Source organism: Methylobacterium sp. AC832, from assembly GCF_979256025.1.
In genome coordinates, this window is sequence record NZ_CEEDMV010000008.1 from 60,332 (window position 1) to 76,187 (window position 15,856).

The 15,856-nt window shown below is 67.9% G+C and carries 18 protein-coding genes; 8 read left to right on the top strand and 10 right to left on the bottom strand.

Annotated features, from left to right (window positions below):
- Window positions 1–24: 24 nt before the first annotated feature.
- On the bottom strand, window positions 25–1,446 hold the full coding sequence (locus AC0IXR_RS21290; protein WP_056426081.1) for an alpha,alpha-trehalose-phosphate synthase (UDP-forming): 1,422 nt from the start codon (window positions 1,444–1,446) through the stop codon (window positions 25–27).
- A 405-nt stretch (window positions 1,447–1,851) separates the two neighbouring features.
- Here AC0IXR_RS21290 and AC0IXR_RS21295 point away from each other — a divergent pair, with 405 nt between their 5' ends.
- From AC0IXR_RS21295 to AC0IXR_RS21325, 7 genes are all read left to right on the top strand, one after another.
- Window positions 1,852–2,361, top strand: coding sequence for a hypothetical protein (locus tag AC0IXR_RS21295; protein ID WP_156467727.1), 510 nt, complete (start codon window positions 1,852–1,854; stop codon window positions 2,359–2,361).
- Window positions 2,362–2,370: 9 nt separating this feature from the next.
- On the top strand, window positions 2,371–2,766 hold the full coding sequence (locus AC0IXR_RS21300; protein WP_056426085.1) for a phage holin family protein: 396 nt from the start codon (window positions 2,371–2,373) through the stop codon (window positions 2,764–2,766).
- Window positions 2,763–3,152, top strand: coding sequence for a DUF3618 domain-containing protein (locus tag AC0IXR_RS21305; protein WP_207411692.1), 390 nt, complete (start codon window positions 2,763–2,765; stop codon window positions 3,150–3,152). Before AC0IXR_RS21300 ends, AC0IXR_RS21305 begins: the two co-directional genes overlap by 4 nt.
- Before the next feature lie 79 nt (window positions 3,153–3,231).
- Window positions 3,232–3,921, top strand: coding sequence for a hypothetical protein (locus AC0IXR_RS21310; RefSeq protein WP_471762070.1), 690 nt, complete (start codon window positions 3,232–3,234; stop codon window positions 3,919–3,921).
- A 146-nt stretch (window positions 3,922–4,067) separates the two neighbouring features.
- Window positions 4,068–4,796, top strand: a complete 729-nt coding sequence (pxpB, locus tag AC0IXR_RS21315) for a 5-oxoprolinase subunit PxpB (RefSeq protein WP_471762071.1) — start codon at window positions 4,068–4,070, stop codon at window positions 4,794–4,796.
- Complete coding sequence (locus AC0IXR_RS21320) at window positions 4,793–5,818, top strand: 5-oxoprolinase subunit C family protein (RefSeq protein WP_471762073.1); 1,026 nt, start codon at window positions 4,793–4,795, stop codon at window positions 5,816–5,818. The genes pxpB and AC0IXR_RS21320 overlap by 4 nt, the downstream gene beginning before the upstream one ends.
- A 95-nt stretch (window positions 5,819–5,913) precedes the next feature.
- Entirely contained in the window at window positions 5,914–6,120 is a 207-nt protein-coding gene (locus tag AC0IXR_RS21325) for a hypothetical protein (protein ID WP_419951134.1), read from the top strand.
- 73 nt (window positions 6,121–6,193) lie between these two features.
- On the opposite strand, the gene AC0IXR_RS21330 is transcribed toward AC0IXR_RS21325, so the two are convergent.
- Window positions 6,194–6,421 (bottom strand): hypothetical protein, encoded by a 228-nt coding sequence (locus AC0IXR_RS21330; RefSeq protein WP_056426098.1) that lies wholly within the window; start codon window positions 6,419–6,421, stop codon window positions 6,194–6,196.
- A 190-nt stretch (window positions 6,422–6,611) separates the two neighbouring features.
- Here AC0IXR_RS21330 and AC0IXR_RS21335 point away from each other — a divergent pair, with 190 nt between their 5' ends.
- Window positions 6,612–7,163, top strand: coding sequence for an RBBP9/YdeN family alpha/beta hydrolase (locus AC0IXR_RS21335; RefSeq protein WP_056426103.1), 552 nt, complete (start codon window positions 6,612–6,614; stop codon window positions 7,161–7,163).
- Window position 7,164: 1 nt separating this feature from the next.
- Here AC0IXR_RS21335 and AC0IXR_RS21340 read toward each other — a convergent pair whose 3' ends face one another.
- The 8 genes from AC0IXR_RS21340 to AC0IXR_RS21375 form a co-directional block, all read right to left on the bottom strand.
- Complete coding sequence (locus tag AC0IXR_RS21340) at window positions 7,165–8,196, bottom strand: YcjF family protein (RefSeq protein WP_471762076.1); 1,032 nt, start codon at window positions 8,194–8,196, stop codon at window positions 7,165–7,167.
- Window positions 8,197–8,404: 208 nt separating this feature from the next.
- Window positions 8,405–9,844, bottom strand: coding sequence for a YcjX family GTP-binding protein (locus tag AC0IXR_RS21345; protein WP_471762078.1), 1,440 nt, complete (start codon window positions 9,842–9,844; stop codon window positions 8,405–8,407).
- Window positions 9,845–9,939: 95 nt separating this feature from the next.
- Window positions 9,940–11,061 (bottom strand): hypothetical protein, encoded by a 1,122-nt coding sequence (locus AC0IXR_RS21350; protein WP_471762080.1) that lies wholly within the window; start codon window positions 11,059–11,061, stop codon window positions 9,940–9,942.
- Between the two features lie 73 nt (window positions 11,062–11,134).
- The gene (locus tag AC0IXR_RS21355; RefSeq protein WP_471762082.1) at window positions 11,135–11,659 is read right to left on the bottom strand and encodes a SixA phosphatase family protein; all 525 of its coding nucleotides are present in this window, start codon (window positions 11,657–11,659) and stop codon (window positions 11,135–11,137) included.
- Between the two features lie 29 nt (window positions 11,660–11,688).
- Window positions 11,689–12,669, bottom strand: coding sequence for an aldo/keto reductase (locus AC0IXR_RS21360; protein ID WP_471762084.1), 981 nt, complete (start codon window positions 12,667–12,669; stop codon window positions 11,689–11,691).
- Between the two features lie 232 nt (window positions 12,670–12,901).
- On the bottom strand, window positions 12,902–13,753 hold the full coding sequence (locus tag AC0IXR_RS21365) for an AAA family ATPase (RefSeq protein ID WP_056162789.1): 852 nt from the start codon (window positions 13,751–13,753) through the stop codon (window positions 12,902–12,904).
- Window positions 13,754–13,889: 136 nt separating this feature from the next.
- On the bottom strand, window positions 13,890–14,534 hold the full coding sequence (locus tag AC0IXR_RS21370) for a hypothetical protein (RefSeq protein WP_056149950.1): 645 nt from the start codon (window positions 14,532–14,534) through the stop codon (window positions 13,890–13,892).
- Complete coding sequence (locus tag AC0IXR_RS21375) at window positions 14,531–15,733, bottom strand: ATPase (RefSeq protein WP_207411680.1); 1,203 nt, start codon at window positions 15,731–15,733, stop codon at window positions 14,531–14,533. Before AC0IXR_RS21375 ends, AC0IXR_RS21370 begins: the two co-directional genes overlap by 4 nt.
- Window positions 15,734–15,856: the final 123 nt, after the last annotated feature.

Consider the following 15,856-nt stretch of genomic DNA (forward strand, 5'->3'; position numbering starts at 1 on the left):
CCGCCGTTAGCAGAAACACGGGGGCTACTCTGCGGCAGCAGCGGCGCGGGGTGGCTCGCGCTCGACGGTGCGGAAGTTCTCCAGGTCCGTCAAGAAATTCCGTGCCCACCAATCCACATCTTCGCGCGTCATTCGCTCGACCATGGGCTTCCAGCGCTCGATCCGCTCGCCGCGCGGCATGTAGAGCGCCGTGCGGATCGCCTCCGCCACTTCGAACCGGTCATAGGGATTGACCAGCAGGGCCTCGGGCAGCTGCCGGCACGCGCCGGCGAATTTCGACAGCACGAGCACGCCCGGATCGTCCGCCGTCTGGGCGACGATGTATTCCTTGGCGACCAGATTCATCCCGTCGCGCATGGGCGTGACGAGGCCGACGCGGGCGGCGCGATAGAGACCCGCGAGGACAGGACGCGGATAGGCCTTCGTCACGTACTGGATCGGAGTCCAGTTCGGCTCGCCGAGAGCGCCGTTGATCTCGCCGACGGTCTCGTTCACCTCGCGGCTGAGTTCCTCGTATTCCGGCACTTCGGTGCGGGATTTCGGCGTGATCTGGAGGTAGACGACGTTGCCGCGCTGGTCCGGGTTCGAGGCGAAGAATCGGTCCACCGCCTCCATCCGCTCGGGCACGCCCTTGGAATAATCGAGCCGGTCGACGCCGATGAGAAGCTTGCGGGTGCGCAAGCCCGCCATGGTCTCGCGGACGGTCTTGTTCGCCCCGGCATTCTCCGCCGCCTCCTTGAACCCCGCCACATCGATGCCGATCGGGAAGCTGCGGATGCGGGTCCGGCGCCCATCGACCATGAGCGAGCCGCCGCCGAGCGGAATGGCCCGCAATTCGTCGATGAGATTGCGCGACAGGTTGTGGACGTCCGGATCGGTCTGGAGGCCGATCAGGTCGTAATCGGCGATGCCGCGCAGGAGGTCACCGCTGGCGGGCAGCGTGTTGAACACGTCCGCGGCCGGCCACGGAATGTGGTGGAAATAGCCGATAGGGTTGGCGATCCCGAGGCCGCGCAGCTCCGAGGCGAGCGGCAGCAGATGGTAATCGTGGACCCAGATGATGTCGTCGGGCTCGATCAGCTTGGCGAGAGCCCGCGCAAAGGTTCGATTCACACGCTGGTAACCGGCGTAATCCGAACGGGAAAACGCCCCCAGGCCAAGCCGGTAGTGCATGATCGGCCAAAGCGCACGGTTGGCGAACCCGCTGTAATATTCCCGGTGATCCTGAGGCGACAGGTCGACCACGGCGTATTGAACGCGACCGCGATCGATCAGTTCGGGTTCTTCGGACGGATCCTCGACGACTTTGCCGCTCCAGCCGAACCACAGTCCCTCATAGGACGTGAAGGCCTCCTTGACGGCGACCGCCAAGCCTCCCGCGGCAACGGATTTCCCGCTGTCTTCAGGGATGGCCACACGGTTCGATACGATGACAAGGCGTGCCACTCAGCGGGCTCCGGTCCTCAGCGTGCGGCGCACCATGGGCGCACCGGACAAAATGATTCCGACAGTCAACGCGCGTAACCCGGCGGTGATCCGTCGGATACGGCTACGTATGTTGATAATCCGCCGACCAACCTAGCCGACCGCGCCGCCCGCGGCCAGAGTTCAGCACCATGAATGTCGGTTCGGCGGTGGATCGCCGGTCGGTTCGGCGGCTGTCGAGCGCCAGGATGAGCCGGGTCCGGCACCCAACGTAAGCTTAGGTGAATCCAGTTGGGCCGGCGGTTCCGACCGTTGGCAGCGCCACCGTCCGAGCATTGCATACGCAGCGCATTCCCTTCGGAACCGCGTCTGTTTCCGTGATGTTGAAGAGCCACAGGTGACACAGACCACAAGTGATCGAGGAGTATGCGCGTGAACGCAAATCAACCCACTGGCCCGGCATCCGCGGCGAACGCCCCCGGGATCGGCTCCGGCGAGGCTGCTACTCCGACCGGCGATTGGCGGACGCTTAAGGGCGATGTCGAGGGCATCGCCGACGTGGCCGTCGAGCGTGGACGGGGATTCGTCGCCGCCGCACGCGCCCATGCCACCGACTATGCCGATCGCCGCAAAGGCGACGCGGCCCAGTCCGTGAACGACTTGGCGCAGGGCCTGCGGGATTCGAGCAAGTCCTTCGAGGAGCAGCCCAACATCAAGGCGTTCTTCGACAGCGCCGCCGAGGGACTCGAACAGCTCGGTTCCTCCATCGAGAACCGCAGCTTCGCCGAGTTCTACGACGAGGCGGAAGCCTTCGCCCGCCGCGCGCCGGTGGCCGTCGCCGTCGCCACCTTCGTGACCGGCTTCGTCGTCTCGCGCTTCATCAAGTCGTCGAGCATCGCGCATGACCGCGATGCCCGCGATTCCTTCCGAAGCTAGGCGGGCGCCATGTCGAACGCCCCTCAATCCAGCATTCAAAGCCTCGTCGGCGATGCCCTGCGCGAGACCAGCGAACTCGCGCGCAAGGAGATGGCGCTCTTTCGCAACGAGATGACGAGCAACGTCCGCACGCTGTTCATCGGACTCGCGCTGATGGTCGGCGCCGGCGTCTTTGGGGTCGTCGCCCTGTTCGTCCTCGTGGACGCCCTGGTGAAATGGCTCGCGACGGTGGTGCATTCGGAAGCCTTGTCCGCTCTCATCGTCGGCGGCGTGCTTCTGGTCATCGCCATCGTCTTCGCCCTGATCGGGCGGAGCACCATGTCACTCTCCACCCTGGCGCCGACCCGCACGACACGGCAGATGCGCCAGGACGCGCGTGCGTTGTCGGAAAGGGTTTCGGGATGAGTGAATCGTTGAACGATCTCGAGAAGGACATCGAGGCGAGCCGTGCCCGCCTCGATCAGACCATCGATCGCATTCAGGACCGGCTCTCTGTCCCGAGCATCGTCGATGACATGCTGGGCAATGTCCGCCGGACCCCGCTGAGCGGTGCCTATGACGGCGCTCTCGATGCGATACGGCGCAACCCGGTCCCCGTCCTGCTCATCGCGGCCGGCATCGGCTGGCTTCTGCATCGCACCGGCAAGGATCGGCAGACGCTGACGAAGCGTCCGGTCATCGATCCCAACGGTGCCCTGCCGGTGACGCCGGGCGTGGCCGCGAAGGCCTACGACCCCGACCAGCCGACCCGCCAGCCCGTGAAGGACCTGGCCGAAGCAAACCAGATCTGAGCCATCACGGGCCGATCGACACCCGACTGATCCGGCAGCGGCATCGCCGCCCCATCCCCATTCGACAGGAGTCGCATCCATGAGTTCCAGCAGCATTCCGGGCGGGCCGAAGAGCTCCCTCCCCGACGATATCGCCGTCTCCGCCGGCCTCCCCCATGGCGACGAGACCGCCCGTTCGCTCCACGACATCTCCGACCGCGCGCGCAGCGAAACTCGGACCACGGCCGGCGACCTCCGCCACCAGGCCGGCCACCTCGCCGACGATACCCAGTCGAAGGCCGAGGGCTATGCGGACCGCGCCAAGGCCGCGGCCCTCGATGCGCGCGACACCGTCAAGGACAAGGCGGAGTCGTTGCTCGACCGCGCGTCCGGGACCTATGACGACGCGCGTGAATGGGCGTCGGACGCCCACCGCTCCGGCCGTCGCAGCATCAACGAGTTCGCCGAGCGTGGAAGCCAGCGCCTCGACCGCGGCAAGACCAATGTCGAGCAGTTCGTCACCGAGAACCCGCTTCTCGTCGGCGTGGTCGGCCTTGCGGCGGGAATGCTCCTCGGCGCCCTGCTTCCCAGGACGCGCCGCGAGGACGAGACGGTGGGACATTGGTCCGACGAGGTGAAGGACCAGGGCATCCGCTACGCCCGCGACTTCGCCGACCGTGGCCGCGAGTTCGTGGAGAGCGCGCTCGCCCCAGAGAATCTCAACACCACGACCCAGGGCGGTTCCGAGCCGTTCCGCAAGCCGGATGTGCCGCCGGTGCGCCAGCACTGAGGGCAGGTTTCCGAGCCAAATTTCGCGACGGAAGAGGGGCGGCGCTCGACAGCGCCGCCCCTTTTGTGTTCGGACTGGAGCGAGTGTCGGAATCGGGGTTGCCCCCGGGGCCGACGGAGATTGCGTCGAGCGAGGCCCCGCGACCCGTGTCAGCCCCTCAGCCCCGCCTGCTTTGGTGCGGCGACACTGCGGTCACCGTGGAGTTCGGTGAGACCATCGACCCCGAGGCCAACGCGATGGTCCTGGCCCTCGATCGTGCCGTGCGGGATGCTGACATTTCAGGGCTCGTAGAGACCGTCCCCACCTATCGCTCGCTGACCGTCCATCTCGATCCCTGCGCGGCCGAGCCGAACCGGATCGAAGCCTCGCTCCTCGCCCTGGTCGGTGCGGTCCCCGCCGAGAGGACGCCACGCCGGTTATGGCGCATCCCGGTGGTGTATGGCGGGTCCTTCGGCATCGATCTCGCCGATGTCGCCGCCCATCACGGGTTGAGCGCCGACGAGGTCGTGTCCCGGCATGCAGCAGCCGATTACCGGGTGGCCATGAACGGCTTCCTGCCGGGCTACGCTTATCTCTCCGGTCTCGACCCGAGCCTCGCTCTCTCGCGCCGGGAAAGCCCGAGGCCGGTGACGCCGGCCGGTACGATCTCCATCGGCGGCGTGCAGGCTCTGGTGGCGAGCATCGCCGCCCCGAGCGGATGGCATCTCCTCGGGCGGACCCCCGTGCGCGCCTTCCTGCCGGGCCGCGACCCGGTCTTCCTGTTCGAGCCCGGCGACGCCATCCGCTTCCTGCCCATCGAGCCCGACCAATGGGACGAACTCGACCGGGCCGCGCGCGCCGGTGAGTGCATCGTCGAGTGCGAGACAACGCCGTGACCGGGCGTCTCGTCATCCGCCGATGCCATGGCGCGCTCAGCCTCCAGGATGGCGGACGGCAGGGCTACCAGCGCTACGGCCTTTCCGGCTCCGGTGCGATGGACCGCCTCGCCATGGCGACCGCCAACGCGCTGGTGGGCAATGCCCCTGACGCACCGGTCCTCGAATTCGGCCTCGGCGGCGGCAGCTTCGTGATGGAGGCCGGACAGGGATGGTTCGCCTGCGCTGGCGCGCCCTGCACGCTCCGTATCGACGGCGCCCCCCTTGCCGCTCACCGCACCGCGACCCTGGCGGAAGGCGCCGAACTCATCGTGGACCCGCCGCGTGAGGGAGCGTTCGTCTACTTGGCCGTGGCCGGCGGGTTCGAAGCGCGCGCTGTGCTCGGCAGCATCTCACTCCATCTCCGCGCCCGCATCGGGGGCGTCGAGGGCCGGCTCTTCCAATCCGGCGACCATCTGACCTTCGCCGCGATGGAGAGCACCGCACTGGGTGACCGGACCATCGATGCCGTTCCCCTCGACCGGGATGCACCGATCCGCGTCCTGCTCGGCCCACAGGCCGAACGCTTCACCCAAGCCGGGATCGACGCGCTGCTGGGCTCGACCTTCCCCGTGTCGCATCGCGCCGACCGAATGGGATACCAGCTCGACGGCCCGGCCATCGCCCATGGCGCGGGCGGGTACAACATCGTCTCGGACGCCACCGTCATGGGATCGATCCAGGTGCCGGGCAACGGCCTGCCCATCGTGCTGATGGCGGACCGGCAGACCACCGGCGGCTATCCGAAGATCGCCACGGTGATCTCGGCCGATCTGCGCCGCCTCGCCCAAAGCCGGCCGGGCGATCCGATCCGGTTCGAGGCCGTCACCCTGGCAACAGCGCGGGAGGCCGCCCTCCGGCGGCAGCGCGATATCGCCGACCTGCCCGGCCGCCTTCAGCCGCTGGGCGGCTTCGACGCAGAGCGGCTCCTGGGGGCTAACCTCGCCGGTCATGCCGTCGATGCCCTGCGGGAGGGCCCATAAGTCGTGACGGCATCCGGTCTTACCGAGATCGAGTCGTTCGGCAGTGCGCGACACCCCGATACCGAAGGGCGTCTGTGTGCGGGAGGAGGGCCAGGATGCGAATCGCCGCGTTGATCTTCGGCCTGGCGCTGCTCGTGGCGACGGCCTTCTGGTTCTTCTACCTCGTCCCCCTGGGATGCGCGATGAACACCACCGGCTGCAACGAGCGGTTCACGGTGTGGAGCGGCCTTGGCCTGGTCCATTTCTGGACGCCCTTCCTCATCGCCGTGTCGGCGCTGGCCTATGGTCTGGGACGGCCGTGATCTTACGTGCCTGGCCGACGAAAGCCGCGCCGGCAGCGAGGGGAAGCCGTCGCCCCCTCGTCTCGTTGAGGCTTTATGGGGCCTGCCATTCGACGCCGGCATGCTCGCGGATATCGCCGGGCGCGGACCCGGTATCGGCATCGCTGACCCAGTCGCTCGGCTCGACCACATCGACGATCTCGTCGTCGGGATAGGCCGCGGCGAGGAAGACCTTGGCCTCCCCCTCGGCGGCAGCCCGGACCGTGACCAGCGGGCGAAAACCCTTGGCGGCGCGGATATTGGCGATGAAGAGCTTCGTCATGTGCATTCTCCTGGGCACGCCTGAGCGCGACACTCGGCTAACGCGGGAAACCTCGATCCGCGCGGGCGCTCACTGAAAATGATGGGCCGCCACCTCTCGCAGCCCGGCGGCACTTCACCCAAGCTGCAATGCCTGCCGAATTCCCCTCATCCGTCTCGACGCCGCGCGAGCGAGCCGCTATCGGGGCAGAATGAAGCTCGCCGATTGCGACATCCTCATCCTCCCCGGCTATGCAGGCTCGGAAGACGGCCATTGGCAGGCCGGCTGGGCCGCTCGCATGGCCAATGCCCGCATCGTCGAGCAGGAGGACTGGCACCATCCCGAAGCCGGCTCCTGGCGCGCGCGTATCGTCGAGGCGGTGGAGGCGGCGACGCGTCCGGTGATCCTCATCGCCCACAGCCTCGGCGTGGTCGCCTCCGTGCAGGCCGCGCCCGCCTTCCCCGAGGGCAAGGTGCGGGGGGCCCTATTGGTGGCGTTCCCGGATGTGGAGCAGACGCCGAACCTGCCATCCAGCGTCACGGATTTCGCGCCGGTGCCGCGCGATCCCCTGCCCTTCCCGTCCTTGCTGGTGGCGAGCCGCAACGACCCCTATTGCGCTTATGACCGGGCCGAGGACTTCGCCTATTCCTGGGGTTCCGCCCTGGTGGATGCGGGCGAATCCGGCCACATCAACGTGGCGAGCGGGCATGGTCCCTGGCCCGAAGGGCTGATGCGCTTGGCGGGCTTCCTCAAGGGGCTCTGATTCACGCCTTCTCGGCACCGCCCATCGGCTTCAGCAACTCCCCGGCCACGTCCGACAGGCGCGGTGGCTCCTCCCTGACGAAGGGAAGCGGGCGGCAGACGGCCAGGGCGGCGAGGCCGAACCGGGCGGTCATCAGGCCGTTGAGCACGCCCTCGCCGAGCTTCGCCGAGACCCGCGCGGCGATGCCGAGGCCGAGCACCTGCTGGATCATGCTCTCGCCCACCGCCATCCCGCCCGTGACGGTGAGATGCGCGAAGGCGGCGCGGGCAAGACGCAGGAATCCGAGAAAGCCCGGACGCCCGCCATAGATCGTCGCGATCTGGCGCAGGAGGCGCACGGCGGCAAAGACCACGAAGGCCACGTCGACGATGGCGCGCGGGCTGAGCGCCGTCACCGCCGAGACTTGCTTGGCGGCCGAGGCGATGGCGTTGCGGGCCTGCCGGTCGAGCGGTTCCAACAGTTCGTGCTCGGCGAGCCCGATCCGGTCGTCAACGTCGAGAATCGTATCGCCCAGAGCTTTTAGGCGCTGGCGGCCGGCCGCGAGTCCGGTCCTCGTGGCGTAGAGGTCGCAAAGTTCGGCGACCACCGCCTGCGCGCCGGTGTGATCCCGCGTTGCGATGGCCTCGATGGCCTTCGCCCGCAGCTTCTCGATCCGGCGCTCGCGCCAGATGCCCGCGAGCTCGCGCATCACCAGGGCGAGGAAGGCAATGGCCGCGAGGACGAGCAGGGCCAGGGCGACGCCGCCGAGCCAGGGCGCGGCAGAGAACAGGTCCGCGATCATCCGCTCCAGCGACAGGCCGATGCCGAGGGAGACGAGGCCGCCCAAAGCCAGCATCAGCACCGACAGCCACGGCGCCCGCGATTTCGGAGCCACCGGCACGGCGGTGCCGTCCGCCGCCTCGACGATCTCGAACGGCTCTTCGACGATCCGGACCGCGTTCGGCGGCACCGGCGGCGGAACGATGCCCTCCAGGCCCTCGGCCGGCTCGGCGGCGGGGATGCGGAAGGCGCGGGGACGGTTCGGAGAGGTCATGGGCGGACCTTGTCTGAGGCGTAATCGGCAAACTGCGAGACCAGCCTTCCCCCATCCACCCACCTCATCCTGAGGTGCCGGAGCGGAGCGGAGGCCTCGAAGGAGCACTCCAGTTCGCATAGCGAAGCCTGGAACCCTCCTTCGAGGCCGCTGGCGCGGCGCCTTGGGATGAGGTCGGCGGACGGGATGGGATGATGGGCGGCGGCGCTCACGTGAGCTTGTCGCCGATGAGGAACTGCATCGCCCGGTCGAGGCGGATCTGCGGCAGGTGGCCGGGGCGGCCATGGGCGTCGGGCCGGATCAGCGGGGGGCGGAAGCGGGGAAAGCGGAGCGATCCGGGCGGGACCGCGCCGTCGAGGACGGATTCGGGTCGCGAGGGCAACTCACCGGGGAACACCGCCGCCTCGCTCCGCCCGTCGAAAATCTCGTCGCCCACATGCTCGCCCGCCTCGGGCGTTCCCGAGACCGCACGCAGGGTCATGCCGTCATCGTGGACAGTGGTCTCCCGCGTGGCCCGCACGGAGGCGAGTGCCACGGTGCCGACGCGGGCACCGGCCGCTTCGGTCCGGCGCATGGCGCGGGAGACGAGGAGCCGCAGCAAAGCCTCCAGGCGGTCATGGCTGGTCTGGTGCAGGTGATCCGCCTTGGTGGCCGCGAACATGATGCGGTCCGCCCTCGGCGCGAACAGGCGCGACAGGATGGTGTTGCGGCCGATCCGGAAGCTGAGGAGCACGGTGTCGAGCGCCTCTTCCAACTCGGCGAGGGCGGCCGGCCCGGCATCGACGGCGGCGAGCACGTCCACGAGGACGATCTGCCGATCCACCCGCTGGAAGTGGTTGCGGAAGAACGGCTCCACGACCTTGGCTTTGTAGGCCTCGAACCGCCGCTCCATGAGCCCGGCGAGGCTGTTCGGGACGATGGTCTCCAGCAGGCCGTCGAGGGGCGCGAAGGTCAGAGCCGGCGATCCGGCGAGGTCGCCGGGCATGAGGAAGCGGCCCGGCGGCGTGGTCGCCACCGATTCCGGGCCGGCGCGCAAAGCGGTGAGATAGGCGGTGAAGGCGATGCTCGCCCGCTCGGCCACGACCTCGTCGAGGGGGCCGGACGGGTCGAGGTCCTTCAGCACCGCCAGCCAGGGCGCCGCGATGGCGGCGCGCCCGGTGCGCCGGGTGCCCGCGATGGTGGCGGCGGACCATTCCGCGTAGCTCTGGTCGATCAGGGCGAGGTCGAGGAGCCATTCGCCGGGATAATCCACCACGTCGAGCATCAGCGTGCCCGGCCCGGAGCGCCAGCCGCCCTTGCGCTCGTACTCGATGGCGAGGCGGAACTGGCTGATCCGGTCGGTGGAGCGCGGCCACAGGCGCTGCTCCGTCAGGGCCGCGAAATGATCCTCGTAGGGAAAGCGCGGAACGTCGTCGTCGGGTTGCGGCACGAGGCGGGCCCGGCGCAGCCGTCCCTCATGCGCCGGGGCGAAGGCCGGCAGCGCATGGGTTTCCACCAGATGATGGATCAGCGCGGTGGTGAACACCGTCTTGCCCGACCGCGCGAGACCGGTGACGCCGAGCCTCAGGGTCGGCTGGATCAGGAGATCGCTCGATGCCTCCGCGAAGGCCTGGATCGCGGAGCCCGCGCGCGAGGCAAAGCTGATCATGAAGCGAGGGTCTCGTTTGGCCGGAGGGGGAGGATGGGTGGCAAATGCAGGGGTGAGGTGGCGCGCGCGTCAAGCGAACGCAAGAACCGGACGCGTCATCGGTCCACCGCGCCGGGATCGACTTGACCAGGATCGACCTGGGCGGCGGCGAGCCGTCCGATGGCGGCCTCGACCAGATCCGGCCCTGCCCGCAGCACGCCGAGTTCCACCGCCGACATGGCGAGCATCACCGGAGCGAGACGGGGCGAGGGCCGGCCATCCGCATCGAACAACGCCAGATCGTCCTCGATCTTGAGACCCACGCTGGCGGCGATCCGGGTGGCGTAATTGCGGATACGGACCTCGTCGTTCCCGCAGAGCGGTGCCGGTGCCGCCAGATCCTGCAGCCGTAGACCCGGTAGTCCAGCCGCGAGGGCGGGCAAAGCCGCGGATTCCGCCGCGAACCGGTCTGCCAGCCGGGAGGACGGCGATGTCGCCCCGGTTTCGGACGGACTCGCGATGATCGGGGTGATTGCCGGACGGCCGATCGTCTCGGCCGCCCCCGCGACACGGACGGGCCTCGGCTTTTGCGCGCCCGCCATCCTCGCCAGCGGCGACCAGGGCTGGACCCGCAGCGGCCCGCCCCGCGCGACCATGCGGGGCTTGCGCATTCCTCCGCGCGCATGGCGGGCGAGGTAGCGGGCCCGGAGTGTCTTGCCGAGACCGAGCGGCGCGAGACCGGTGGAGACCTTTCCGCCCGAAACCACGGCGCTCGAAATAGCGCATTCCGCCGGCGCCCATCGGCGGACGATAGACAGGGCATTGCGGCGGCCGAACTCGCGATAATAGCGCCGCAGCAGGAGGGCCGCGGCGTCGGCGCCGGCGCCGGCGGTGGCAAACCCGGTATGCCCCTCCGCATCGCTGCCGATCTCGCCCCGCCACCGGGCGCTCTTGATGCACCAGTAATTGTTGAGCTTGACGCAGCGCGCCACGAAAGCGGGCGGGACCGGCGCGTAGCGGGCGACCACGGCGAGGGACGCCGGACGCAGGGCCGCCCCCGCTTCCGCCCGCCAGTTCGACACTGCCCGCTCGCTGGCGAGAAAACTCGGGGCGTCGGATGGAGGGGCTACCATCGCCACGGCAGATTCCGCGCTCGCGACGCCGGACTTCACGGCGTCGAGGCCGATGCCCATGCGCGGCACCAGGGATGTCAGGACGAGAAGCGTGGTGACGAACACGGGATCAGCGGTGGCGAGCCATTGCACTGAGCAACGGCCCAGCCGGTGATCCGTTCAATCTCGCCACATAGGCTCAGGCGGCGTCATCGCGGTCGAGGCCCTTGGGCGTGACGAACCGTTCGAGCCGGCCCGCGCCGGGGCGGAACCCGGTCCAGGCATCGCCCTCGATATCGATGATGGCGAGCGCCGCGGTCGGGAATTCCACCGAGAGCCGCGCCCTCGCCTCGCGGGAGCCGTCGCCCACGAGATCGAGGGAGAGATCCTGCAGCCCGGGATTGTGCCCGATCATGAGCAGGGTCCGGATTTCAGCGGGCGTCGACCGGATGACCTTGAGCAGCGCACTTTCCGGCGCTTCGTAGATCGCGTCGACGATCTCGACCTCGGGATTGCCGAGGGCGGCGGATATGCCCTCCCAAGTCTGTCGCGTCCGCAAGGACGGAGAGACGACGACCTTCTGGGGGATCAGATTCTGCGCCGCCAGATAGGCCCCCATCTGCGGCGCGGCCTTGAATCCGCGTGGGTTCAGCGGACGGTCGATATCGCGCACGCCCGGCGAACGGTCGGACTTGGCGTGGCGCAGGAGCATCAGGCGGCGCATGGACGGAGAACCTTCCTAGTCTAAAGGCCTTACTGGAAGCCGACGACGGGGTGCGGCGTGTAGAGCGATTCGAGGGCGGAGATTTCGTCGGCATCGAGCGCGAGGTCGAGCGCCGCCACGGCATCGGTCAGGTGGCTGGGTTTCGACGCCCCGATGATCGGCGCGTTGACGATCGGTTTCTGGATCACCCAGGCCAAAGCCACCTGCGCCCGCGACACGCCCCGCGCTTGCGCGATCTCAGCCACCTTGCCGACGATGGCCCGGTCGGCCTCCTCTGCGGAGGCATAGAGCCGCTTGCCGACCTCGTCGGAATCCTGGCGCGCGCTGCGCTCGTCCCAGTCGCGGGTCAGGCGCCCGCGCGCCAGCGGGCTCCAGGGCAGGACACCGATGCCCTGGTCGGCGCAGAGCGGCAGCATCTCGCGCTCCTCCTCGCGGTGGAGGAGGTTGTAATGGTCCTGCATCGTCGAGAACCGGGTCCAGCCATGGAGATCGGCGGTGAACAGGGCCTTGGCGAATTGCCAGGCGTACATGGAGGATGCTCCGATATAGCGGGCCTTGCCGGCCTTCACCACGTCATGGAGCGCCTCCATCGTCACCTCGATGGGCGTGCCGTAATCCCAGCGATGGATCTGGAAGAGATCGACATGGTCGGTGCCGAGCCGCTTCAGGCTGGCATCGATGGAGGCGAAGATCGCCTTGCGGGAGAGGCCGCCGGCATTGGGCTGGTCCTTCAGCGGATAATAGCACTTCGTCGCGAGCACGACGCTGTCACGGTCGGCGAAGTCCTTGAGGGCGCGCCCGACGATCTCCTCGCTGGTCCCGTCGGAATAGTAATTCGCCGTGTCGAAGAAGTTGATGCCGAGTTCGATCGCCTGCCGGATGAGCGGGCGGCTCTCCTCCTCGCGTAGGGTCCAGGGATGGGGGCCGCGCTCGGGAATGCCATAGGTCATGCAGCCGAGGCAGAGCGGCGACACGTCGAGGCCGGTCCGGCCGAGTTTCTTCAGTTTCATGGACAATCCTCCGATGACATGTCGGCCCTATCCGGGCCTGCCTTCGCTCACCCCAAGGCCCGGCCTCGATGGCGACGCCCTGTTTCATGTCCCCGCGTCATCCTGGGGCCGCGTAGCGGAGCCCAGGATCCAGAAACGCAGGTCCGGCCCATTCCTGGCATCGTCACGGCTCTGGATCCCGGGCTCGCCTCCGGCGCTCCGGGATGAGGGCGCGGCTCGATACCCGCCCGCTTCAGCCCCCTCTTCCCTCGCGACGCATCATGAAGGCCAGCTTCTCGAACAGGCCGACATCCTGCTCGTTCTTCAGGAGCGCGCCGTGGAGCGGCGGGATCAGCTTGCGGCCATCGCGCTCGCGCAGGGTCTCTGGCGAGACATCCTCCGACACGAGGAGCTTGAGCCAATCCAGCAATTCCGAGGTGGAGGGCTTCTTCTTCAGACCCGGCACCTCCCGCGTCTCGAGGAAGACCCGCAGGGCCTCCTCCACGAGGCGGTGCTTGATGCCGGGGAAATGCACCTCGACGATGGCCTTCAGCGTCTCGGCATCGGGGAACTTGATGTAGTGGAAGAAGCAGCGGCGCAGGAACGCGTCCGGCAGTTCCTTCTCGTTGTTCGAGGTGATGATGACGATGGGGCGGCGCTCGGCGCGGATCGTCTCGCCGGTCTCGTAGACATGGAACTCCATCCGGTCGAGTTCGGTCAGGAGGTCGTTGGGGAACTCGATATCGGCCTTGTCGATCTCGTCGATGAGGAGAACCGGGCGCTCGGGATGCGTGAACGCCTCCCACAGCTTGCCGCGCCGGATGTAGTTGCCGATCTCCGACACGCGCGGATCGCCGAGCTGGCTGTCGCGCAGGCGCGAGACCGCGTCGTATTCGTAGAGGCCCTGCTGCGCCTTGGTGGTGGATTTGACGTTCCAGGTGAGGAGCGGCGCGCCGAGCCCCTTGGCGATCTCCTCCGCCAGCACGGTCTTGCCGGTGCCGGGCTCGCCCTTCACCAGAAGCGGCCGCTCCAGCACGATGGCCGCGTTGACGGCGGTGGTGAGGTCCGAGGTGGCGACGTAATCGGCGGTACCGGTAAAGCGCATGAGGCGTCGGCTTTCTGTTGCGGCTTCATCCATTGGGAAGCTTCAGCCTCTGCGGAGCAGCCGATGCGCGTTTCCCCGAAGCGGGATGGCGACGGGTGCCCTCCCACTACCGAAATTCGGCTGAAGCGTAGAGCCCTCAGAGCGACTTCCCGTCGCTCCATACGCAGTTCGAGGCCAGGATCGCGAGGTTAACGTCGGATTTCTGCGGTTGCGGCAGAACCTTGCCGTCCATGGCGAGATCGATCTTCATCTCGACCTGGCCCTTGGCCTCGTTGGTCCGGCGGGAGAAGTAGCAATATTGCTGGAACGGCACCTCTTCATTGGCGCGGAAGTTCCAGCCGGTGACGATCTGCCCGTCCATGTAGGGGACCTGTTTGAACACTGTGAAGGTGGTGTTCACCGTAGCCTTTGAAGCAGGAGCGGCGTCCTTGCCGAGCTGGGCCTGGGTCGGCGACGGCGAGGAGCGGACGGGGCCGCCTTCCAGTTTCAGGACGTTGTCGGTGAGCGTCACCTCACCCTTGGTCTTCAGCGTCACGTCGGACAGCGCGGCCTGCATGGCGGCGGCGATCTTCTCCGCCGCCGAGTCGAACTGGTTCATGTAGGCGTAGCCATAGGACGCCGCGCCGATGCCGATGCCGGCGAGCGCCGCGAAAGCACCCGCCCCGATGGCCCGGAACAGGAAGGCGCGCGCGGCGGTGATCCTCGTCTCGGCCCGGAGCCGGCCGTTGACGCTCTGGGCCAGGACGACGTTTTCCGGCGTCCCCGATGCATGGATGCTCATGCGCCGGCTCCCGCATTAGCCGCGGGCGGGATGTGGATATTGGGCGCGGTGCGGCGGTCCAGCGGGATCACCTCACCCGTTGGCGTCACGTCGCGCACGGGCTTGGGCGGCGCTAGGCCCATCTCCTGGCGAATGGAATCGGTGATCGAGTCGAGCATGTAGGGCGTCGCCTCGAGGTTCACGGCCGCGCCGAGATCGTCCTCGTCCATGAAGGTCTTGCGCACCGAGACCGCGCAGAGCGCCAGGATCGTCGAGGCGAAGGCGGCGCAGAGGGCCGGCACGAACACGAAGATACGCAGGAACGCGTGGACCTGCGCATCCGTCACGTCGATCGGATCGACGCCGTAGACCATGGCGGTGAAGGAGTGGAGCTGCGAGCGGTTTACCGAATTGCGATAGGCCTGCTCGGCATCGGCGACCTTGCGCTCGGCCACGCCACGGTCGAGTTCGGCCCGCGCCTTGCGGGCTTCCTCGAGAGACTTCGTCACCACCGCCCGGTCGGCGCCGGCCTTGCCGACACTGGCATTGAGGGTGGCGGTGCGTGGATCGGTGACGCATTTCAGGTTGGAATAGCGCTGGCCCTTGCTGTTGGTGCCCGAGACGCGCTCACAGCGCTGGGCGGGCAAGGCCGAAAGCTGGCTCGCATTCTCGGCGGCGCGCTTCTCGATCTGGTCGAGTTCCGTCGTGTACTGGGCCACACGGGCATCGGCGGCGGCGATGCGGTTGTCGATGGTCGAGCGGTCGGCCTGCGCGTCCTTGAGGGCGGTCTTGGCCTTGGCGGCATCCATGAGGCGCGGGTGGAACATCATCTCGCCGAGCTGCGACACCGACTTGGTGGTGACGCCTGCGGCGAAGATGATGCCGACGATGGCCAGCGCCCGGATGAAGTAGGAGCGCTGCGTGCGGGCCAGGATGCCCAGCGGCACGCGGCAGAGCTCCACCGCCGCGTAGACCAGCGGCGCGAGGAGCATGAAGTAGAAGGCCTTGTCGTCCCCGTCGCTGTAGACCCCGGCGAACAGCCAGGCGCCCCAGAGGGACGCGCCGATGACCATGAACTCGACGAGATACGCGATCCCGACATAGCCCCACTTGATCCGGTAGCCCTTCTCGAGATGGCGCTCGTGCGTCCAGCGCTCGGACTCACGGATCCAGTCACGTCGTTCGCGCTGAACATCCCGGTTGGGCGGCGACTTTCGCATGAGGCACTCGTGTCTTCAAAAAACGCGACGAACGACGCAACAAACCGTGAGGTAAGCTGGGGCTTAACCGATCGTTAAGTTCCGCCCTATGTGGCCATTGTGCCGTTTTTGCGCCATTCCGTA